Raw genomic sequence first — 20,174 nt, 5'->3', positions numbered from 1 at the left:
TGCTGCTACCGGCGTTGAGCGCAAAGGCAGCGTCGCCATATGTTTTACCGGTGATGGCCGGGAAGGTGATGGTTTGTGACGCCAGTCCAACGGTTAAGTTGCCATTAACAGCAGCGAAAGTATAGTTCGCCGCGGTCAATGGTGTTACATCCACTGTAATAGGATATGTAGCAGGTACGCTGCTGTTATCGGCACTGGTGCTGAGCGCAGGTGTACCGCTTATCACGCTGCTGTTTTCACCATTCACAAACCCACTGATGGTGTAAGTGAGCGCAGGATTATTAGCGCCATATACTTTCTGTTTATCATCCGCGGTTGCCGTCAGTATGGCCGGGGTTACCTGGAACGATTGGCTCACCGCCGCTGCTGCGGTATAGTTGGCGTCTCCTGCCTGCGTGGCGCTGATGGTTACATTGCCCACGCCGGTGATGGTGACGGTGTTACCGTTTACGGTAGCCGGCCCGGAAGTAACGGCATAGGCTACTGTTAACCCTGCATCGCTACTGGCGCTGAGAGTAAAGGCAGGGTCACCATATGTTTTACCGGTGATAGCCGGGAAGGTGATGGTTTGTGAAGCCTGTGTAATAGTGAGTGATCCGTTCACAAAGCTGAAGTCATAATTAGCTGCTGCTAACGCACCAGCGGTAACCGTAATCGGATAAACACCCGGCACGCTATTGATATCAGCAGTGTGAGTAATAGTGGCGTCGCCATTGACTGCGCTGTTGTTTTCACCATTTACAAAACCGGTAATGGTATAATCCGGTGTTGGATTAGCTTGTTTGTACGCCCTGTTTTTATCATTAGCCGTTACCGTTAGTATGGCTTTGGCAACGTTGAATGTTTGTGTTGATTGCGGAGCAGGAGAGTAGTTGCCGTTGCCTCCCTGGTCGGCGGAAACGGTTACATCGCCAGCGCCTGTGAATGTAAGGATGTTGCCATTGACTGTTGCCGGACCGCTTACCACGTTGTAAGTGATCGGCAAACCTGCGTCGCTGTTGGTATTGAGCGTAACCGGTGCACTGCCATATGTTTTGCCGGTGATAGCCGGGAAGGTAATGGTTTGTGGCGCTATTGTTACCGTCAGTATTCCGCTGGCAGGAATGATATTGTAGTTAACAGCACTCAGCGAGGCAGCATTGGTAACCTGGATAGGGTAACCACCCGGCACACTGCTGGCATCTGCCGTAGTACTGAGCAGCGGAGTGCCTGTTACCACGCTGTTATCTTCCCCATTCACCAAACCGCTATAAGTATAGGTTAATGCAGGGTTATTTCCTCCATATAACCGCTGTTTGTTATCGGCAGTTACAAATAATGATTTTTTCAGGACCGTAAATCCGCCGGATACAATGGTGGCTGCGTCGTAATCAGTATCACCGCTTTGTGTAGCCGTGACCGTTACATTTCCCGTGCCCGTAATGGTAACGGTGTTGCCGCTAAGCGTAGCCGGTCCGGCAACAGTGAAGTCCACCGTGAGGCCGGAGGTGCTGGTAGCGTTCAATGCAAAAGGGGCGTCACCGTACGTTTTGTCCGTTAATGCGGTGAGGGTGATTACCTGCGGCGCTTTGGTAACGGTAAGTGTACCGGGTGCGAAACTGAACTGGTAGTTGACAGCAGTGAGTGCGCCGGCGCTTACAGTAATAGGGTAGTTGCCGGTGTGACTATCAATGTCCGCTGTGGTGCTGATGTCCGCATTACCGTTTACCACGCTGCCGTTGTCGCCGTTCACAAGGCCGGTAACCGTATATTCCAGGGTGGGATTAGCCTGTTTGTATGCCCTGTTTTTATCGTTAGCCGTTACCGTTAGTATTGCTTTGGCAACATTAAATGTTTGTGTTACCTGTGCCGCTGCGGCATAGTTGGTATTTCCCGGCTGATCGGCGTTGATGGTTACATCGCCAGCGCCGGTGATCGTAAGTGTGTTACCACTAACGGTAGCCGGACCTGAAACCACAGTGTAAACAATTGCATTTCCTGCATCGGTATTGAGCGGTAATGTAATCGGGGCGGTGCCATACACAATGCCCGTTATCGCCGGGAATGTGATGGTTTGCGGCTGCTGCGTAATAGTTAATGTACCATTTGCGGCCGACAAACTATAGTTGGCTGCACTGGCTGCACTTACATCTGTTGTAATCGCATAGGCGCCAACCGGACTGTTTAGATTGGCTGCGAAGGTGGTATTTACCATACCGGTGATAACACTGGCGTCATCTGCATAAACAAACCCGGTATAAGTAAACGTGGCAGCGGGATTAGCCGTTTTATAAGGCCGGCTCACATCAGCTGCTTTTATAGTCAACGCTTTTTTAGCGACGGTAATAGTTTGTGATACAGGACTTGCAGGAAGATAGGTATTGGTAGCTCCTGCGTGGGCAGTGATCACCGCGGTACCTGCACCGGTGGTTTTAATTTTCCCGTTCACCACGTCTGCAACGGCTGTATTGCCGGAGGTATAGGTAATAGTGCCATCTCCGGAAGTCGTCGCATTCGGATCAATATCTGTATCTCCATACGTAATAACAGGCGTGGAAGGGAAGGCCGGGAAAGTGATTGTTTGCGGTATGGCCTGTATTTCATAGGCGCCCAGGTCAATAAGGCTATTGCTGATACGTGTTTTCCTGTCGAGATCCAGTGTATCTGCCTGTGCGGCATAACCCGCATTATTGGTTTGCGGATCGCCTTTGTTGATGCCGAAGTTGGCAGCCGTTAACCGCAGGTTACCGTTGGTGAGGTCATTAAACACCACATCGGGAACAGGTTGTACAGTAGCTGCGTCGCTATAGTACAGGTTACCCAAAATACTGTACCGGATGTTTGCGAGAGGACCGGAATAGTCGCTGCCACTACCGGGAGTATTCTTTGCCACAATGCTGTTGTACGAAGTGAAAATTCCTCCGGTGCTGCTTATAGCAGCTCCTCCTCCGGAGTTACCACCCACTGTAACGTTGGTAAGCGTAGTATTACCGGTGGTTCTTATAGCCGTTCCATCCAGCGTAGCCTTGTTACCAAAAAATACGCAGTTGACCAGTTTTATATTCCCACCAACCTGGTAGATGGCGCCACCATTCTGGGTGGTGTTGTTTCCATAAAATTGTGTATTCCTTATTGTTAAATTGGAAAAGGGAGCGTAAATACCACCTCCCGACACGTTGCCCGCACCTCCGGTAATAATTATGCCATCCAGTATACTTTCGGCGCTGTTACCTGCCACCGTTACCAGGTGAGTGCTGTTGCTACCCCGGATATCTGTTGCCTTCAGTGTAATAGTATTGGTAAGCACGTCATTGAAATCAACGTCTCCGCTGAGGATTACCGGGTTAGCAGGAATATTCCGGTCAGCCAGCTTAGTTTCAGTGCCTGCAAAGCCGCCATAAACAGCCACACCGGAAGGGATATTAAAGGTAGCGCTGGTATTCCTTGTGTAATCAGGCTTATAAGTATTTTGGGCCACCCATATGGTGGTAATACCATTCAACGGGTCTGCGGCAGCATTGAGTGCAGTGGTTAATTCCTGCAGGGCAGTGGCCCAGCTGCTGCCGTCGCCGCTTTGGGAAACTTGTTTGTTTACATATACAATACCGCTGGTATCCGGGTTCACAACCGTAAAAGAGCAGGGCGGTGCGGATACAAGACTGAATGCCGTTGGGGCTGGCACTGTTAAGCTATAGTCCTTCGTCCAGTTGGTGGTATCCACTACGAGGTTACGCAGGCGGGCCGAAGTGCCGATAGTAGTTATACAGTTATACCTTGCATTCACTGCATTTATGCTGGGGAAGCTAAGAATGCTGGTGGTAGCTGGTTTTAATGATTTGGAAGAAGTGAATTCTTCGGCATCGAGAGATGTCTCCCAGGTTTTGCGGTTTACATTGATACCGGCAATGATGGTGGGATTATTGATGTTGCCGGTGAATGCAAACAACTGGTCGCCGGCGAAGCCAAGACTGATATATTCTTTATTAGCCTGTAACGCAGTATTAGCGGTAGGAGTGGAGAGGGTAAGTACCCCGGCAGATGCGGTAGGGCTATATTTACAGAAAATAGTAACCCGCGTTCCTGCATCCATTTTGTTGTTGCCGCCGGGCGACCACTGCAGCACCCCATCTGTTTTCGGACCGGTGGAGCTGTCGGCGGAAATGGTTTGAAAGCGGCTACCCATCCAGCCGAGATCTGTAAAATAAATGATCGTATTTTTAGGGCAATCGCGGAGCAATACAAACGAAAACGCATCATTCTGTACGCTGCCGCTAATATCGTCATCAAAAATATTGACGCCCGTAAAAACAAGATCGCCGGGGCCGAAAGCCTGTGCCTGCGCGCAGGTGGCAATGCCTGTGAGTAATAAAAGGGATATCAGGGTTCTACGTAAAATTAACTTCATAGAAGGCGAGCCTTAGGTATAAGAAATATATAGACATGCACCCTGTTGTTCAGGATGTTAAATTATTCAGAAGTACCTCACCTGATCTTTCTCAGGCACAGAGGTAAGTGTTGATCCAGCTGGAAGACACGCCGTGTATCTTCGTATGCACAATGTCCTGCCAGATCTGCGCGGTATTATCTGTGCCGCCAATTACTTCCGGCTCAAACGCCTCATTTGTTTTCACCAGCCATGCAGGAGCAATCATGTGGTGAGTAGCTGCATCCATGTGTAGCGGACCGCGCGGACTATCCAGTGTTACGTCGCTGAGTGCCGCCAGGATTTCCCGTGCCCTGAACCGGTGTGTATCTGCTGTATTATAAATCTGCTCCAGGATCATACCGGTGTTCCAGCCGTGCATACCAGGTAAATTGGCTTCGCGGCCGGTGTGAGCGTTAAACTGCGTTTTCAGCAATTCATTAGCGTTATTTTTGAGAGATGATAACCAGGGCACATATCCGCTTACCTGGAACGGTATTTTCAGCTGACCATGCACAGTTGTTAAGGTTTCATCCAGCAGCATGGGACTGCCAAATACCTGTAAGCCTTCCGTTACATCCGACGTCTGCAGCTGCTGCAGAAAGCAATGCGCCAGGTCGCCGTTGTAAAGCGCCAGCAACGTTTGTACGTGTGCGTTAGTCCGCAGGAAATGATGCAATGGCTCCGAATCAAAATCACTCACCTTATACTGGCTTACAAAGTTGTAGGCAACACTGCCGCCGTTATCGGCGTACGACTGCACCAGCGCATGATTATGAGAATAGCCGCCGTCGTAAAACGAGGTACATACGGCTGCTTCTTTTGAGAGAGTGGCAGCATGGATCCCGGTAAGCCGGCACTGAATAGTATTGTTAAGTGTATGTGACAGCACCACAGGGTGAGGCTCCCACTCGTGCATATATTTTGCGCCGTTGTGTACCAGTAATACCAGGCGGTTCAGCTGTTTTGCAAGGGCTGCTATGTTGCTTACTGCCGGCTGATCTGCATATACCACCAATACATCGGCATGATGCTCCAGCAGCATTTTTTCTGCCTCTTGCAGTACCATTTCAGGATTGGTGCCAAACCCGATATTGGCGGTAAACCATGTTGTGGATACGCCGCGGTATTGCAGGTATGCTTCCATCCCTTGGAGAAAATCGTGCTGCAACAGCGGGTGAAATGTAGATCTCGGTAATAGTGCTCCTATTTTCATATAAGTGGTCCTTATTATGGCGTAGGAAATACGCCATACAGGGAAATAATAAAATTCACAACCAGGTATGGTTGCATGTTGTCTGTGTTTTCATTTCCGCCTACTGGCTGTACGCTCATTATCAACGAATCACCGTCAGGAGCCAAACCCATGTGTGGAACCTGTAAAGGCGCCAACCTGCTGGTATCGCTTTTAACAGTGCTGTAAACTTTTTCTGAATTGGTGATAGCAAAGGAACGGTCCTGTGGATTGGTTGTGTTGGCGGGGTTTTCTCCCAAAGCTGGCAGGAATACCGGTCCGGATATATAATGTATATGCGGTGGAAGATTGTTTGAATTCAGCGTCACTTCTTCTGTTCCTCCATTTTCGCCTATCTGGTAGGTTATGCCACTACCGGGATCAGTACCCATATGTAAAGGTACCCTGCCCCGCAGATCCGGCACGGCAAAAACAGACTGGCCATCACCTCCGTAGGTAGTACCAATCAGTTGAAACAGGGTGTCGTTTTCTGAAATGGGAAGTAATTGCCCGTCGCAAATGGCCCAACCCGCCGGTGCAAAATTTCCTGCAAATATTCTTATTTCTCCTACAAAAGGCATTTGTATTGGTGTTTGAGTGTGATCGTTTATTATTGGCGGGGAGGAAATACTCCAGCCATGGCTATAGCAAACATAATGGTAAGGGTTGGCTGGTAATTGTTCACCGGTACATTGCCTCCTGAGCCAGTTGCTTTCAATCTTGACCTCACATTTGCCATTGTTCCGGTGCCCGCTGTTTTACTGTAGGGAAGCCCGGAAGCGGCTATGCCGGGATAATTATTGATCGGATTGTTGGTGTTGTTATTCCCGCCTGTGGGCAAAGACATGGGTCTCCGTTTGATCATATGTGTATGCAAGGGCATTTGGTTGATGGTCAGGGCATTTAATCCAATACCAGCCGACTCGCCCAGGAACCGGTCTGCCAAACCGCTCCCCTGTCCGGTGCCGATGGGAACTTTTCCCTGCAGATCAGGCAAGGCAAAAGTGGCCTTGCCATCCCCTCCGTAATAGGTGCCCAGGATAGAGAAAAGACCGGTGTTCTGGGAAATGGGGAGTAGTTGTCCGTTACAAAGTGCAAAATTTTTGGGTGCAAAATTGAAAGGGATCATAATGATTTCACCAACAAAAGGATCAGTTGCAGACATATCTATATAAATCAAAGAGTTGAAGGAAATATGCCTGTCAAGGCAATAATATAATTCATGGTGAGATAAGGCATCATATTATTAACGGGATTATTGGGAGAGGGATTGGCCTCCGTAGCAAAGGCACCGTTCCCGCTATCCGTTACCAGGTCCTGACCCTGCACGGTTGCCATTTGTTCATCCGCGTTGTTGCTGTATTTAGCGCCGGAGGCAACTGCAGGATAGGCATTGGCAGAAGAATCAGTGTTTGCTGTACCTCCCACCGGCATTTGGAGTACGGCAGTGATATTATGCTCATGTAGCGGAAGATTAGCCGTGGTGATTTTAGTAGTAACGCTGCCGGTTACACTCCCCTGCATATATTCGCCGCCCTGATGCATAGGAACACGCCCCCTCAGGTTGGGTAATGCAAAATTAGTCTGACCGTTACCGCCGTAAGTAGTGCCCAACAGGGAAAATAAAGCCTGATTCTGGTTAATGGGAAGCAATTGCCCGTTACACAGGGCATAACCTTGCGGCGCAAAATTAAAAGCCACTAAAAAGATCTCTGACAGGTAGGGAGTAGAGTTATTCGCCATCGTTGTATTTGGTATTGCAAGGGATAATGGATCACGTTATCTATGATAAAACTGGTATAAAAGTATAGCTTATTTTTTTTTCAAAGTAATATTTATTTGGTTTAACAAGAAATCAATGGAAGTGTTTATCTTCACATCACTTTTTTCCAGATCCCTATAATATGAATAAAGAACGCCGCTCCTTTCTACGGAATACATCACTGGTAACAGGCTTATTACTGCTGCAAAATCCCCTCAAAGCGCTGACTTCCGCTTCAGAAAACGCCACTTATCTTCCCGGCAATAACCGGGAACTCCTGATCTGGCATACGAATGACCTGCATGGTCAGCCGGCCGGTCACCGCCAGGAAGGGGAGCAGGGCGTGTTTGTGGATGCCGGCGATTTTACTTGTGGAACAGATAACGTGAACGCCTGTATGGAAATGATAAGGGCCATGAATAAAGCCGGCTACCACGCCGCCACTATTGGTAACCGGGAACTGGCCAACGGACAGGCTGCACTGGCTGCACTGATTCCACACATGCAGTTTGCGCTGGTAAACTGTAACTACCGTTTCACCGATCAATCGCTGGCGCGCCAGGTGGTACGTCATAAAATCGTATATGCGGGATCGTTAAAAATCGGCATCACCGGTGTAGGGCCACAACTGACAGGCACTCCCGGCGTTACTTACCTGCCTCCCGTGGAAGCTGCCGATGCGGTAGCCGCCACGCTTAAAAAAGAGCACAACTGCCACGTAGTGATCTGTCTTTCACACCTCGGGTTCCAGCAACCCGGCGAAACGGCAGACAACTGTGATATGGCTACTAAATCTACGCATATCGACTTTGTAATAGGTGGTCATCAGCAGAAGATGATCACTACTACTGCTGTATTCCGGAACGTGGCGGGCAACGAGGTATACCTCAGCCAGGCCGGATGGAACGGCATGATGACCGGCAAGATGAAAATGCTTTTCAATGAACACCGCCAGGGTTGCGGTATTCAGCCTGGTTACCTGATGTCGTGATAAAGATTATTTCGCCGATCCTCTTTCTACACTTTTGATATCTTCCTGCCGGTCCTTTTTAAAATCGAAGTGGTTAAACGCTGGAGTGGCTGGTACCTGCACGGTGTAGCTGTCGAGCAAAGATATTTCGATGGTGATATCACCGGTGATAAGGTCAACAATATGGCCGCCGGCATCTTTCTGATCTGAAAGATAATGAAAGTGATAACCGGAGATATTGGTGTTGTCCATATATACCGGCAAACGGTATCCTACCAGGTCGCCGTTGCTTTCTTTATACTGGAAGAAATGCTGCTTGTCGAGCATACCCGCCAGCTGCGGATAAGGTTGCTCATTCACCGGAGGGAAAGCCCTTGTTTTCAGATACCTGAATTTACCTTTAATATGAATCGCGTACATGCCGTTCACGTTAGGCATGATACTGTCGAGATAATGATAAAAAGTAGCTTTGTCCATACTGTTTGGCACATGTATCACGGTATTGGCGCGGAAAAAGTTAACCATGCAGAAAGGAATGCGGTGATGCTGGTCCGCTACCTCAAATGTTTTCCCGGTATATTGTGTTTGATAAACTTTGCCGTTCAATACCAGCAGTTCTCCGTCGAGTTTATCCGGGGCGCCCAATCCGAAATCCCCTTTTGTTTTTAAGGAGTCGATAGGATAGAAGCCGTCGTACAGGCCGCCCATTAAGCCACTGGCCACCCCGGCCGTGAAAAGGTGACGGTATTCCGCTGGTTGCTGCTGCGCCATTGCGAAGGCGGGCCATACCAGTAAAAAAGCGATCATCTTCTTTTTATATTGGAAGAACAGGCGGTGGAAAAGCGCTGGAAAAGTAACCATAGGATGTGTGATAAGCCTGCAAGTTAAGGATAATACTGTTTTAGGGGCAAATTGTTTGATTTCCACAATTATTACTTTGATGGCTACAAGTGGGAGCTGGTATTTGCCCGTTAATTTTGCCTGGTTACACAATTAAAATTCTCTTATAATGATTACAGCTAAAGGTTATGCTGCGCAAAGTCCTGTCACTGATCTTGGCCCCTGGAATTTTGAACGCCGGGAAGTTGGGCCTCATGATGTACAGTTTGATATTTTATTTTGTGGTGTGTGTCACTCAGATCTGCACCAGATAAGGAATGAGTGGTTTCCTGGCATTTTTCCTATGGTGCCGGGGCATGAAATAGTAGGACGTGTTGTAAAAGTAGGATCGCACGTGACAAAGTTCAAGGTGGGCGACCTGGCAGGTACCGGCTGCCTGGTGGATTCCTGCCACACCTGTGATAACTGTAACCACGGCCTGGAGCAATATTGCCAGAATGGCGCCGTATTAACTTATAACAGCGTGGATAAGTATGGAGATGGTAGTCCTACCTACGGTGGATACTCCAATACCATTGTAGTAAAAGAAGATTTCGTATTGCATATCTCCGATAAATTACCGCTGGCCGCAACAGCGCCGTTGCTGTGTGCCGGTATTACCACCTATTCTCCGTTAAGACACTGGAAAGTAGGCAAGGGGCATAAACTGGCCGTTCTCGGATTGGGCGGTTTAGGACACATGGCTGTAAAATTCGGGGTGGCTTTTGGTGCAGAAGTAACGGTATTAAGTACTTCACCATCAAAGGCGGCAGCGGCGGCAAAGCTGGGCGCACATCATTTTGTGGTAACCTCCGACGCTGATCAGGTAGCAGCCGTGAAAGGCTCTTTCGACTTCATCCTGGATACCGTGAGTGCGGAACATGATTTCGGTTTGTACCTGTCTTTATTAAAAACAGATGGTACGCATATCTGCGTGGGCGTTCCGTCTTCCCCTAATAAAATACCTCCTTTTGCAATCATCGATGGCCGCAAAAGTGTGGCAGGATCTTCTATCGGCGGTTTGCCGGAAACCCAGGAAATGCTGGATTTCTGTGCAGAGCATAATATCGTATCTGATATTGAGCTGATAGATATGAAAGATATCCATGCTGCCTATGAGCGTATGGAGCGGGGAGATGTGAGATACAGGTTTGTGATTGATATGGCTACGTTGTAAAACGTTTGCGAAGAAAGCGCGACACTGCTGTTATGGCGGTGTCGTGCTTTTTTTTGTAATTTCGGTTATGTTATATGAACAGCGGATGAAAGTAGAACTGGAGATCTGGCAGCATAAAATGCAGGGCCGGCCCTCCCTGGTGGACCGGTTGTCCAGATCGGTACAGTCCCGTATTAACCGCATTATTCCGCAGAAAGTACATGATGCTATTACCGTTACCATTAAACAAATGGTGCGGGGTGTGTTGTTCGGCTCTACGTACACAGTACCCAGTCAGCCTGTTTTTGCTTCGTTGTATGATATGGAAGAAGCGGTGCTTCGCCGGGTGGACTTTTACCGGAAAACAGCCGCGGCTGAGGGCGGCCTTACCGGCGCAGGCGGATTTTTATGGGGCCTTGCCGATTTCCCGATACTGCTTGGCATGAAACTGAAACTGCTTTTTGACATCGCCACCTTTTATGGTTTTGATGTAAAAGATTATAAGGAACGGTTGTACATCCTCTATATTTTCCAGCTGGCTTTCAGCAGCCAGGAACACCGGCGCAATGTGTATGAGAATATTGTTGACTGGAAAGAGAAAAGCCGCCAGTTGCCGGAAGATATTCATAGTTTCGACTGGCAGCGTTTTCAGATTGAATACCGTGATCATATAGACCTCGCCAAGATGGGGCAGCTGCTTCCCGTAGTGGGCGCGGCTGTGGGCATAGTGGTCAATTACCGCCTGGTTACAAAGCTCGGTACTACCGCTATGAATGCCTACCGGATGCGGATACTGGACTGATATTATATTTTCTAATAGAAGAATTGCTCCAGTACAATCTGTCCGTCTTTCACTTCATATAACATGATCTCATCGAGTTGTATTCTTCCCAATCCTTCTACGGTAACATCCATACACCGGCCTACGGAAAAATAATTGCCGCCAACAACGGGTGGAGTGGTAGAAGCGCCGTGAACTTCCCGGATTTTTGATACAAAGTCCTTCCCTTTTTTGTGAACCGCCGCTTTGCCTTCTGCATAGCCAAAGTAAGGCGAATGGGCCGGGTCAACGCTTCTTACATTATCTGCAAAAAATTCGTCCTGGATTTCAAACCATTTTTCCTGTTGGGCCAGCTCGTTGAACCGGGTTGCTACTTCCTGGGTTGTCAGTGTGGTATTGATGGTTGTTGTCATAATATTGAGATTTATCAGGTGATGTATACCCGGCTATCGCCGGTTGCTTATTACATCATAAAAGTAGTCATCCTTCCGGGAGGAAGTAAGTGGCGGAAGTGACAAAAAAGAAGGCAATATTGCCATATCTTTAATGCAAAAGAATTCTCTTGCGTATTGCTATTCTTGATTATAAAGACGCCGTTCCAACATGCGTGACCGGCCCCGCTGATATCTGGGGCGGGCTTAAGCGGATGTACCCATTGGTAACCGGTACACCGTTAAAGGAAGATATCGGGATCGATTTTATTACCGAAGCAGATGGGCAGTTCACCCGGAGGCCGATGGGAAGCAGCGAGGCGCAGCAGCTCACTCCGCGCGACCGGTACCGCCTAATTATTATTCCCGCCATGCGCTATGATAAGATCGATGAAGTGATTAGCCGCGAAGGCCGGCTGATCGCATGGCTGAAGCAGCAACGCCACAAAGGCGCCGACCTCGCAAGCATCTGCGTGGGCGCTTTCCTGCTGGCAGAAACAGGCTTGCTGGACGGCAAAAAAGCTACCACCAACTGGTTGTTCGCAGACCGGTTTCAGCAGCGTTATCCGGCTATCAGCGTGCAGGACGATAAGATTATTGTAGACGAAGGAGCGGTGTATTCCTGCGGAGGCGCGTTTAGTTTCACCACCTTTATGATCTACCTGATAGAAAAATTAATAGGTCACCAGGAAGCCGTGATGGCATCAAAAATATTAATGATCAATACGCATGAGGATTCACAGCTGGCCTTTTCCGTGTTCCGTTTCCAGCATGATCATGTGGATGACCCGATAAAAAAGATTCAGCAATTCATCGAGGCCAACTACCAGGAAGCAATCATCCTCGAAAAGCTGGCCGGCGACCATCACATGAGCGTCCGGAATTTCATCCGCCGCTTCCGGCAGGCAACGGGCAATACCCCGCTGGAATACCTGCAGCGGGTGCGTATTGAAGCAGCAAAAAAGCTGTTGGAAAATACCCGCGAGAGTATTGAAAACGTGGCGCTGCAATGCGGTTATGAAGATATCAGCTTCTTCCGGAAAGTTTTCCGCCGGCAGGTGGATATGAGCCCGAAGGAATACCACCTGAAATATGGTAAGCTGTCGGAGCGGCAGAAATTGAAAGCCTAGCGGATCCGTTTAAATGAGCAAAACAGGAAATGTTGCGTGGTATTAAATGGCGTTACATGGTTTTCAGTGATACACTTTATCTTCTCAAAGCCGTTGCTGAGCCGGGCTGTCAGGGTATCCTCATTATATTGTTTTATAGGAAGACCGCTGCATTTTTCGGGACCATCAGTAGAAAAGGTGCCTATAATGGCATAGCCGCCGGCATTGATATTTTGCCGGGCGATATGTAAGTACCGGTCAATCTGTTCCGGCGCAGTGAGGAAATGAAACGTGGCCCGGTCATGCCATATATCGTAAGTAGTGGTTGGCTGAAAGGTGGTAATGTCCTGCACGATCCATTTAACAAGACCCGCTTTTTCACCCAGCCGTTGTTGCGCTCTTTCCAATGCTTTAGCCGAAATGTCCAACACGGTAATATTGGTAAATCCTGCTTCCAGCAGGAAGTCGGCCAGTTTACTGTCGCCGCCGCCGATGTCAATAATGGCCGCTGTTTTCGGAAAGTTTCCCGGGAGAATGAAATCGAGGGAAGTTTGTGGTACATCCTGTGTCCAGCTTACTTCTGAAGGCGTTTTGGTGTTGTAAACATTTTCCCAGTGCTGTTTATTTTCTTCCATGCCGGATATCGTTTAAATACAAATGTAGTAATTAAGGAACAAGACAAGATGCCTGTATTTTAAGCCCGCCGTGCATAATAAACACAAACCTTTGTACGTATATTGTCAAATACCTGCGTAAAAAAGCACTAAATGAAAAAGTACCTTGCCTTCATATCCGGCCTGTTGATTTTAATTTCCAATGACGCCTTCTCACAAAATCTGTCAAAAAAACAACTGCTGGAAGACTTAATGTACTACAGGGATACCCTCCCGGTAAAGCACAAAAATCTGTATAACAAAATCACCAGAACAGAATTTGAAAGTAAAGTTGCCCGGATAGCCGGAAAAATTGACACCCTGAATGAGGAAACCTTCATGGTAGAGCTTTTCAGGTTAAACGTGTCCATCGGCGACGAGCATACGCGGATTGAGCCTCAGTTTACGCTGGCTTTGCCCATAAAATTTACCCCATTCGACGATGGCATATTTGTTACCGGTATTGATCCTCAGCAATCATCTGCTCTTTTATCTAAACTAACCGCCATTAACGGGCATCCCATCGATGAAATTAACCGGAAGTTTAAAGAAGTAATTAAGGCCGACAATCAATCCTATTTTGAGATCTATGAGCAACAGTTCCTGAATAACCCTTCTTTTCTCAAAGGACTGGGCATCCTAAACTCAGATAAAAGCGCAGAATTTACATTGCAAAGCCGCAACGGAGAAACCCGCCAGGTAACACTTTACGCCGTTAATAAAGACAGCCTGAATCTGACACTGTCCCCCCAATACGGCGCCATGTTGCCCTACAGGGAACCCGAAAAAGACTATTGGTATGCGTATGACTCAACAAAGAAAACGGTCTATTTCAACTTTGTTCATTGCATAGATGATGAGCAGCATCCATTCGCGCAGTTTAATGAGGAACTGTTTTCAAAAATAAACAGCTGGCATCCCGATAAAATTATTATTGACCTCCGGTATAACAGTGGCGGTAATTCCGGTGTGCTGGAACCTTTCATCGACAGCATTAAACATAGCTATTTAAATAAGAAGAACCATTTTTATGTGCTTATCGGGAAGCAAACCTTTTCTTCCGCTTTAATGAATGCCATTGAATTTAAAAGATATACCAATGCCATCCTGGTCGGGCAAATGACCAGTGGCAACATCAACCACTATGGAGAAGTGCGCGGATTCAGACTGTCAAATACAAAGATCGTGATCGGTTATTCAACAAGGTATTGGGAAAACTGGAAAGGAAAAAAAGGCGCCTTAATGCCTGATAAAGGAATTACCTATAGTTCTTTAAATTTTATTGATAATAAAGATGAAGCACTGGAATACATCTATAAACAGTAAATTATAATTATATAAACATTCCCCTGAATTGTATAATGCCATTGCTGATGGAATAGCTGAACTTCGCATAGCTCAAATACCGGATATATGCTAAGTGCCTATAAAATATTTATCAAAGGAATGGTTTGCGACAGGTGTATTCTCGCCGTGAGAGAGGCGCTGCATGAGCTGCAGATACCGGTAACCGGTATTACGCTGGGACAAATTACCACGGTGTCTGCATTATCTGAACCGGATATGGACGCCATCCGGGAGAAGCTGACCCCGCTGGGTTTCACCCTGCTGGAAGATAAAAAGACCAGACTGGTAAGAGACGTTAAATCCCTGGTAGATAAAGTATATGGCGGATCTTATGATTTCCCGGATAATTTTAAGTTTTCAGATATAGTATCCCGTACGCTGAATAAGGATTATACAGTCATCAGCAATATTTTTTCAGAAGCAGAAGGAATTACCCTGGAGAAATATATTAAAGAATACCGTGTGGAGAAGGTAAAGGAGTTACTGGTTTATTCTGATGAAACCCTGTCGGACATTGCTTTTAAACTGGGTTATAGCAGCGGCGCCCATCTTTCCCGGCAGTTTAAAGATCAAACCGGCCTCAATACCTCTCATTTTAAAGAAATCAGGAAATCAAAGCAAGCCCTGACCCATCACCCCGGTCACCAGTCTTAAAATTATATACAATTCCCCTTGAATAGTGTAACGCCCGTGCCCACACCGCAGCGTAGCTTTGTAAAAAATCAGCAGTATATGTCATCAGCTATATCATTACAACAGGAATCAACAGCCACCAGGAAACACAAAGCCGGCACTACAAAAGAAACCTTTCCCGTATTGGAAATGACCTGTGCAGCATGCGCTGTTAGCGTGGAATCCATGCTGAAATCGGTGCCTGGCGTACAGGATGCCGGCGTTAACTTCGCCAATCAAACCGCCTGGGTACAATATGATCACGCCACTGTTACCCCTGCCATGCTGCAAAGTAGCGTCCGGTCAGTGGGATACGACCTGGTGATTGACAAGGAAAACCAGGACGAAGTAAAGGAAGAAGCGCAGCAGCGGCACTACCGGGAAGTGAAGCAACGCACCATCTGGGCGTCGGTGTTATCGCTTCCCATCGTTATTATCGGGATGTTCTTTATGGATATGCCGTATGGTAACTGGATCATGATGGCGCTTGCCACACCGGTGGTATTTTTCCTGGGCCGGAACTTCTTTATCAATGCCTGGAAACAGGCCAGGCACCGCAAAGCCAATATGGATACACTGGTAGCGTTGAGTACCGGTATCGCCTGGTTGTTCAGTGCTTTCAATACCATATACCCTGAGTTCTGGCATCAGCGCGGATTGCATGCGCATGTATATTTTGAAGCCGCTGCTGTGGTGATAGCGTTTATCTCGCTGGGTAAACTGCTGGAAGAAAAAGCTAAATCCAATACCTCATCTGCCATAAAAAAACTCATCGGCCTGCAACCCAAAACAGTGCTGCTGGTAGACGAAGCCGGCAACACCCGTGAAATCCCTGTTTCTGAGGTAAAAGTGCAGGACCTGCTGCTGGTAAAGCCGGGCGAAAAAATCCCGGTGGATGGAAAGTTAGCAGATGGCGCCTCTTATGTGGATGAAAGCATGATCACCGGTGAGCCGGTACCAGTGGCTAAACATACCGGCGACGCAGTATTTGCAGGTACCATTAACCAGAAAGGAAGCTTCCGCTTCCGGGCCGAGAAAGTAGGCGCAGACACACTCCTGGCGCAGATTATCAAAATGGTGCAGGAAGCACAGGGCAGCAAGGCGCCGGTTCAGAAGCTGGTAGACAAGATCGCCGGTATCTTTGTACCGGTGGTAATAGGTATTGCTATCCTCACCTTCGTTTCCTGGATGGTGTTGGGCGGTGATAACGCTTTCACCCATGCGCTGCTTACTTCGGTAACAGTATTGGTGATCGCCTGCCCGTGTGCATTAGGACTGGCAACGCCCACCGCCATCATGGTAGGCGTAGGTAAAGGCGCGGAAAATAATATCCTTATCAAGGATGCGGAAAGCCTGGAGCTGGCGCATAAAGTAAACGCCATCATCCTCGACAAAACCGGTACCATCACAGAAGGTAAACCGGTGGTAACCGATCTCATCTGGCATACAACCGCCAATAGCACATCCGGCTCAGTACTGTATTCCCTTGAACAGCAATCCGAACACCCGCTGGCAGAAGCCGTGGTAGCATATCTGAAAGACGGCGGCGCAACGCCAGTTCAGTTGTCAGGCTTTGAAAGCCTCACCGGTAAAGGGGTGCAGGGAACTTTTGAACAAACCGTTTACCTGGTAGGTAACCGGAAGCTAATGGATGAAAACCATATTGCTGTTGAACCGCAGCTGGCACGACAGGCCGCCGCATTGCAGGAAGATGCCAAAACAGTGATCTATTTTGCGGCAGGCAAGCAACTGCTGGCGATAATCGCTATCGCCGATAAAATAAAGGAAACCTCCAGGGAAGCCATTGCCTCCTTACAAAAAGACGGTATTGAAGTATATATGCTTACCGGCGACAACACTCACACTGCCGCAGCTGTAGCCAGGAAAGTAGGACTGAAACATTATAAAGCAGAAGTGCTTCCTTCCTACAAAGCTGCCTTTGTAAAAGAACTGCAGCAATCCGGAAAAGTAGTAGCGATGGTGGGTGATGGTATCAACGACTCACAGGCGCTGGCCCAGGCAGATGTAAGTATTGCAATGGGCAAAGGCTCAGACATTGCGATGGATGTGGCCAAAATGACGCTGATCACTTCTGATCTGAACAGTATTCCCAAAGCACTGAAGCTGTCGCGCAAAACCGTGAGCACTATTAAACAGAACCTCTTCTGGGCCTTCATCTATAATATCATCGGTATCCCGGTTGCTGCCGGTGTTTTGTTCCCTGTCAACGGATTTTTGTTAGACCCGATGATTGCAGGCGCGGCTATGGCCCTCAGTTCTGTAAGTGTAGTGAGTAACAGTTTGCGTTTGAAAGCGGCGCGTCTTTAAAATAAATCATCAGGAAACATGAATAATGTACAGATCTGGCGCACCACCGGTATTACCCGGGAAACTGCATCAACAGTAACCATACAATTTGATACCGGCGGCCAGCCGTTTATATATAAGCCAGGACAGTTTATCAATATTACTTTAACGATCAATGGCGGCGCTGTTACAAGGTCTTATTCCTTAAGCTCGGTATATGGCCGCGACAAACAACCTGCCATCACGGTAAAAAGAGTAGCAGGGGGGATCATGAGCAACTATATTGCCGACAAGGCATCAGCCATCACGCATTGGTCTGTATCCGGCCCCTATGGCTCATTTACTCCTGCACACAATACCCATCAGGCGAAGCATCTTGTGCTGCTGGCGGGTGGAAGTGGTATCACGCCCTTGTATGCCATTGCCAGATCCGTGATCGGCCAGTCTCCCGATACCCGTGTTACCCTTATTTACGCCAGCCGCACGCCGGATGAAATTATATTCAGAAACGATATCGCGCTATGGCAGGAGCACTACCGGGAACGGATCAACGTTCATCATGTGATATCAGTTTATGAAGAAGTGGCCTCCCCGGATTTTATTAAGGGCCGGCTGGGTAAACTGATAACGCGGAAGCTCATTCAACAGGCGGTAGGCGACCCTCTGGATGCCGTTCACTATTTTATCTGCGGACCCACAGGCTTAATGAAAATGCAGCATGAAATGCTGGAAGCATTGCAGGTACCGGCGGAGCATATTTTTATGGAATGGTTTTCCCCGGAACCCGTTAAAGAGGAAGAAGTAGTACCGGCACAGGAAGTACTGCTGCATTTTTATGAACAGTGTAACCTGCTGGAGGTGGCTGCCGGTAAAACGATCCTTGAAGCAGCGCTGGAAGACAGGATTCCCCTGCCATATTCCTGCAAGGGAGGTACCTGCGGTATTTGCGCCGCAAAGGTTACTGCCGGAAAGGTGAAGATGCTTGGTAATTATGCGCTCAGGCAACAGGAGGTGGACGAGGGAATGGTGCTTCTTTGCCAGAGCTTTCCTCTTACAGGTGATGTGACGGTGGAGATAGGATAATGCGGAAACCGCCTCACACCGCGGAAACAATACCCTGCTGCTGCTTCCGCTGTATTCAGCCTGTCAATAAAAAAAGCCTGAAGGCCGCGAAGACCTTCAGGCCCGATGAAGTACTCAGCAACCACCTTTGTTGGGAGGACGTTCATAAATTATTTTACTATCCCGTTCTATATAGTCGCCCGATACTATTGGATATGAATACTTGGGGGCGTACGATACATTATGGCTTCTTATAATTATTTTGTCGTTAACTTTCAGGCTATGCAATTGCTGAAATTCATCAGGCTGTTTCGGCCCAAAACTAAGAATATAATCGACCCCATCAATCCTGACCATCACTCCGAAACCTAATCGTGAGCCTGGCGGAAGAGAAAGGGAGGTTATAACAGCCTCCATATTGGTAAAAGCATTTACAGGCTTCCCTATTTTAGCAGCGCCGGCAAGCACTTTTTTACCGTCGGGAGACGTTTGCCATTTTTTGAACATTATACCAGCAGGGGTAGCCTCCCATTTTCTCAATTCGGCTTTCATTTCTGCAGCAGAGGGTGGCCTGGGGGTTGGTTTTTTAGAATTTTCATTTTTGATTTCGCGATTGGCAAATACTAATCCGCCTACCACAACCAGCGGTAAGATCAGTGCATAAATAGCTTTTTTCATATTTTTTGTAGTTTTAATTAACATAAATCTATCTCCTGATAAATCATATCCGCTTAGGGCATCTCTTTTATTTTTCATATAAAAGTTTGATACAGCGAAACTACTTTAATCCTTTCCGCTTGAAGGATTAGGATTGTAAATTAAAATGTAAACTTTGTAAATTATTGTAAATAGCCCGCTGGGCCTTAGAATCCCGTTGCTTAAGATCATCACGGACTGCAAAAAAAAGGTTGCCGCTCCCCGAAGCAAACTTCTTTCCGGTTAAAATATAAAACAAACACAAAATTATATAACAATCAACCGGGCGGTTACCGCTACTTTTGTTACAGCATGAAAAAGGCGTTTGCACTCATATTAGCTTTCCTGTATGCCGGCTCATCTACCGGCGCTACTTTCCACATGCACTACTGCATGGGAAAGCTGGTAGAGGTGGCATTATGGCATGGAGAAGTGAAGCCCTGCAACCAGTGTAGTACTGGTCATAGTAAGTCATGCGCCAAAAAATGTTGCAGGGATGAACACAAAACGGTAAAGCTGGAAAAGGACCAGAAAGCCGCCGAACATGCCTTTCATTTTAACCAGGTAGCTATGCTGGTGGCTCCCCTGTCTTTTTTTGAGCATCACCCGGTGCGTGTGCTGTCCATAGCGGAAGAATATCCGGCTACCCATGCGCCACCGCGAAGTAATAAAATACCCACGCATATATTTAACTGTAGCTTCCTGATCTGATA

The 20,174-nt window shown here is 47.7% G+C and carries 18 protein-coding genes; 9 read left to right on the top strand and 9 right to left on the bottom strand.

What is annotated here, in order from left to right:
* The 5 genes from B5Z18_RS26090 to B5Z18_RS26070 all read right to left on the bottom strand — a co-directional run.
* On the bottom strand, window positions 1-4,384 hold a 4,384-nt coding region (locus B5Z18_RS26090; RefSeq protein ID WP_143313698.1), incomplete at its 3' end, for a beta strand repeat-containing protein.
* 91 nt (window positions 4,385-4,475) lie between these two features.
* Window positions 4,476-5,618 (bottom strand): ABC transporter substrate-binding protein, encoded by a 1,143-nt coding sequence (locus tag B5Z18_RS26085; RefSeq protein ID WP_079472468.1) that lies wholly within the window; start codon window positions 5,616-5,618, stop codon window positions 4,476-4,478.
* Window positions 5,619-5,632: 14 nt separating this feature from the next.
* A complete protein-coding gene (locus B5Z18_RS26080; RefSeq protein ID WP_079472467.1) occupies window positions 5,633-6,217 on the bottom strand; it encodes a phage tail protein in 585 nt (194 codons plus the stop codon).
* A gap of 29 nt (window positions 6,218-6,246) precedes the next feature.
* The gene (locus B5Z18_RS26075; protein ID WP_079472466.1) at window positions 6,247-6,801 is read right to left on the bottom strand and encodes a phage tail protein; all 555 of its coding nucleotides are present in this window, start codon (window positions 6,799-6,801) and stop codon (window positions 6,247-6,249) included.
* Between the two features lie 11 nt (window positions 6,802-6,812).
* On the bottom strand, window positions 6,813-7,379 hold the full coding sequence (locus tag B5Z18_RS26070; protein WP_079472465.1) for a phage tail protein: 567 nt from the start codon (window positions 7,377-7,379) through the stop codon (window positions 6,813-6,815).
* Window positions 7,380-7,540: 161 nt separating this feature from the next.
* Here B5Z18_RS26070 and B5Z18_RS26065 point away from each other — a divergent pair, with 161 nt between their 5' ends.
* Window positions 7,541-8,389 carry a metallophosphoesterase gene (locus B5Z18_RS26065; protein WP_079472464.1) on the top strand — a complete coding sequence of 283 codons (849 nt, stop codon included), beginning with the start codon at window positions 7,541-7,543 and terminating at the stop codon, window positions 8,387-8,389.
* A gap of 6 nt (window positions 8,390-8,395) precedes the next feature.
* Here the strand turns inward: B5Z18_RS26065 and budA are convergent, their stop codons facing one another.
* Window positions 8,396-9,229, bottom strand: coding sequence for an acetolactate decarboxylase (gene budA / locus B5Z18_RS26060; protein ID WP_143313697.1), 834 nt, complete (start codon window positions 9,227-9,229; stop codon window positions 8,396-8,398).
* Between the two features lie 148 nt (window positions 9,230-9,377).
* Here budA and B5Z18_RS26055 point away from each other — a divergent pair, with 148 nt between their 5' ends.
* On the top strand, window positions 9,378-10,424 hold the full coding sequence (locus tag B5Z18_RS26055) for an NAD(P)-dependent alcohol dehydrogenase (protein WP_079472462.1): 1,047 nt from the start codon (window positions 9,378-9,380) through the stop codon (window positions 10,422-10,424).
* A 67-nt stretch (window positions 10,425-10,491) separates the two neighbouring features.
* Window positions 10,492-11,205, top strand: a complete 714-nt coding sequence (locus tag B5Z18_RS26050; protein ID WP_079472461.1) for an EcsC family protein — start codon at window positions 10,492-10,494, stop codon at window positions 11,203-11,205.
* 11 nt (window positions 11,206-11,216) lie between these two features.
* On the opposite strand, the gene B5Z18_RS26045 is transcribed toward B5Z18_RS26050, so the two are convergent.
* Window positions 11,217-11,597: a SnoaL-like domain-containing protein gene (locus B5Z18_RS26045; RefSeq protein WP_079472459.1), complete on the bottom strand. Its 381-nt coding sequence runs from the start codon at window positions 11,595-11,597 to the stop codon at window positions 11,217-11,219.
* A gap of 149 nt (window positions 11,598-11,746) precedes the next feature.
* Here B5Z18_RS26045 and B5Z18_RS26040 point away from each other — a divergent pair, with 149 nt between their 5' ends.
* A complete protein-coding gene (locus tag B5Z18_RS26040; RefSeq protein WP_079472457.1) occupies window positions 11,747-12,745 on the top strand; it encodes a GlxA family transcriptional regulator in 999 nt (332 codons plus the stop codon).
* Here B5Z18_RS26040 and B5Z18_RS26035 read toward each other — a convergent pair.
* Window positions 12,742-13,359 (bottom strand): class I SAM-dependent methyltransferase, encoded by a 618-nt coding sequence (locus B5Z18_RS26035; RefSeq protein WP_079472456.1) that lies wholly within the window; start codon window positions 13,357-13,359, stop codon window positions 12,742-12,744. The genes B5Z18_RS26040 and B5Z18_RS26035 overlap by 4 nt on opposite strands.
* Window positions 13,360-13,491: 132 nt before the next feature.
* Between B5Z18_RS26035 and B5Z18_RS26030 the strand changes: the two genes are divergently transcribed.
* The 4 genes from B5Z18_RS26030 to B5Z18_RS26015 all read left to right on the top strand — a co-directional run bounded on the left by B5Z18_RS26030 (window position 13,492) and on the right by B5Z18_RS26015 (window position 18,786).
* Window positions 13,492-14,703 carry a S41 family peptidase gene (locus B5Z18_RS26030; RefSeq protein WP_079472455.1) on the top strand — a complete coding sequence of 404 codons (1,212 nt, stop codon included), beginning with the start codon at window positions 13,492-13,494 and terminating at the stop codon, window positions 14,701-14,703.
* Between the two features lie 87 nt (window positions 14,704-14,790).
* On the top strand, window positions 14,791-15,378 hold the full coding sequence (locus tag B5Z18_RS26025) for a helix-turn-helix domain-containing protein (protein ID WP_079472454.1): 588 nt from the start codon (window positions 14,791-14,793) through the stop codon (window positions 15,376-15,378).
* A gap of 78 nt (window positions 15,379-15,456) precedes the next feature.
* Window positions 15,457-17,724 (top strand): heavy metal translocating P-type ATPase, encoded by a 2,268-nt coding sequence (locus B5Z18_RS26020; protein ID WP_079472453.1) that lies wholly within the window; start codon window positions 15,457-15,459, stop codon window positions 17,722-17,724.
* Window positions 17,725-17,742: 18 nt separating this feature from the next.
* Window positions 17,743-18,786: a ferredoxin--NADP reductase gene (locus tag B5Z18_RS26015; RefSeq protein WP_079472452.1), complete on the top strand. Its 1,044-nt coding sequence runs from the start codon at window positions 17,743-17,745 to the stop codon at window positions 18,784-18,786.
* A gap of 114 nt (window positions 18,787-18,900) precedes the next feature.
* On the opposite strand, the gene B5Z18_RS26010 is transcribed toward B5Z18_RS26015, so the two are convergent.
* A complete protein-coding gene (locus tag B5Z18_RS26010; protein ID WP_235016017.1) occupies window positions 18,901-19,521 on the bottom strand; it encodes a hypothetical protein in 621 nt (206 codons plus the stop codon).
* Window positions 19,522-19,773: 252 nt separating this feature from the next.
* Here B5Z18_RS26010 and B5Z18_RS26005 point away from each other — a divergent pair, with 252 nt between their 5' ends.
* Window positions 19,774-20,172, top strand: a complete 399-nt coding sequence (locus tag B5Z18_RS26005) for an HYC_CC_PP family protein (protein ID WP_079472451.1) — start codon at window positions 19,774-19,776, stop codon at window positions 20,170-20,172.
* The last annotated feature ends 2 nt before the right edge of the window (window positions 20,173-20,174 follow it).

Source organism: Chitinophaga ginsengisegetis (assembly GCF_900168065.1).
Classification (GTDB): domain Bacteria; phylum Bacteroidota; class Bacteroidia; order Chitinophagales; family Chitinophagaceae; genus Chitinophaga; species Chitinophaga ginsengisegetis.
The sequence above is the reverse complement of the archived record's forward strand: the minus strand, read 5'-3'. Positions and strand labels throughout refer to the sequence as shown.

Excerpts from the sequence above, each read along its gene's own strand:
- B5Z18_RS26085 (WP_079472468.1), bottom strand. The coding sequence starts at position 5,618 with ATGAAAATAGGAGCACTATTACCGAGATCTACATTTCACCCGCTGTTG.
- B5Z18_RS26080 (WP_079472467.1), bottom strand. The coding sequence starts at position 6,217 with ATGCCTTTTGTAGGAGAAATAAGAATATTTGCAGGAAATTTTGCACCG.
- B5Z18_RS26075 (WP_079472466.1), bottom strand. The coding sequence starts at position 6,801 with ATGTCTGCAACTGATCCTTTTGTTGGTGAAATCATTATGATCCCTTTC.
- B5Z18_RS26070 (WP_079472465.1), bottom strand. The coding sequence starts at position 7,379 with ATGGCGAATAACTCTACTCCCTACCTGTCAGAGATCTTTTTAGTGGCT.
- B5Z18_RS26065 (WP_079472464.1), top strand. The coding sequence starts at position 7,541 with ATGAATAAAGAACGCCGCTCCTTTCTACGGAATACATCACTGGTAACA.
- budA (WP_143313697.1), bottom strand. The coding sequence starts at position 9,229 with ATGGTTACTTTTCCAGCGCTTTTCCACCGCCTGTTCTTCCAATATAAA.
- B5Z18_RS26055 (WP_079472462.1), top strand. The coding sequence starts at position 9,378 with ATGATTACAGCTAAAGGTTATGCTGCGCAAAGTCCTGTCACTGATCTT.
- B5Z18_RS26050 (WP_079472461.1), top strand. The coding sequence starts at position 10,492 with ATGTTATATGAACAGCGGATGAAAGTAGAACTGGAGATCTGGCAGCAT.
- B5Z18_RS26045 (WP_079472459.1), bottom strand. The coding sequence starts at position 11,597 with ATGACAACAACCATCAATACCACACTGACAACCCAGGAAGTAGCAACC.
- B5Z18_RS26035 (WP_079472456.1), bottom strand. The coding sequence starts at position 13,359 with ATGGAAGAAAATAAACAGCACTGGGAAAATGTTTACAACACCAAAACG.
- B5Z18_RS26030 (WP_079472455.1), top strand. The coding sequence starts at position 13,492 with ATGAAAAAGTACCTTGCCTTCATATCCGGCCTGTTGATTTTAATTTCC.
- B5Z18_RS26025 (WP_079472454.1), top strand. The coding sequence starts at position 14,791 with ATGCTAAGTGCCTATAAAATATTTATCAAAGGAATGGTTTGCGACAGG.
- B5Z18_RS26020 (WP_079472453.1), top strand. The coding sequence starts at position 15,457 with ATGTCATCAGCTATATCATTACAACAGGAATCAACAGCCACCAGGAAA.
- B5Z18_RS26015 (WP_079472452.1), top strand. The coding sequence starts at position 17,743 with ATGAATAATGTACAGATCTGGCGCACCACCGGTATTACCCGGGAAACT.
- B5Z18_RS26010 (WP_235016017.1), bottom strand. The coding sequence starts at position 19,521 with ATGAAAAATAAAAGAGATGCCCTAAGCGGATATGATTTATCAGGAGAT.
- B5Z18_RS26005 (WP_079472451.1), top strand. The coding sequence starts at position 19,774 with ATGAAAAAGGCGTTTGCACTCATATTAGCTTTCCTGTATGCCGGCTCA.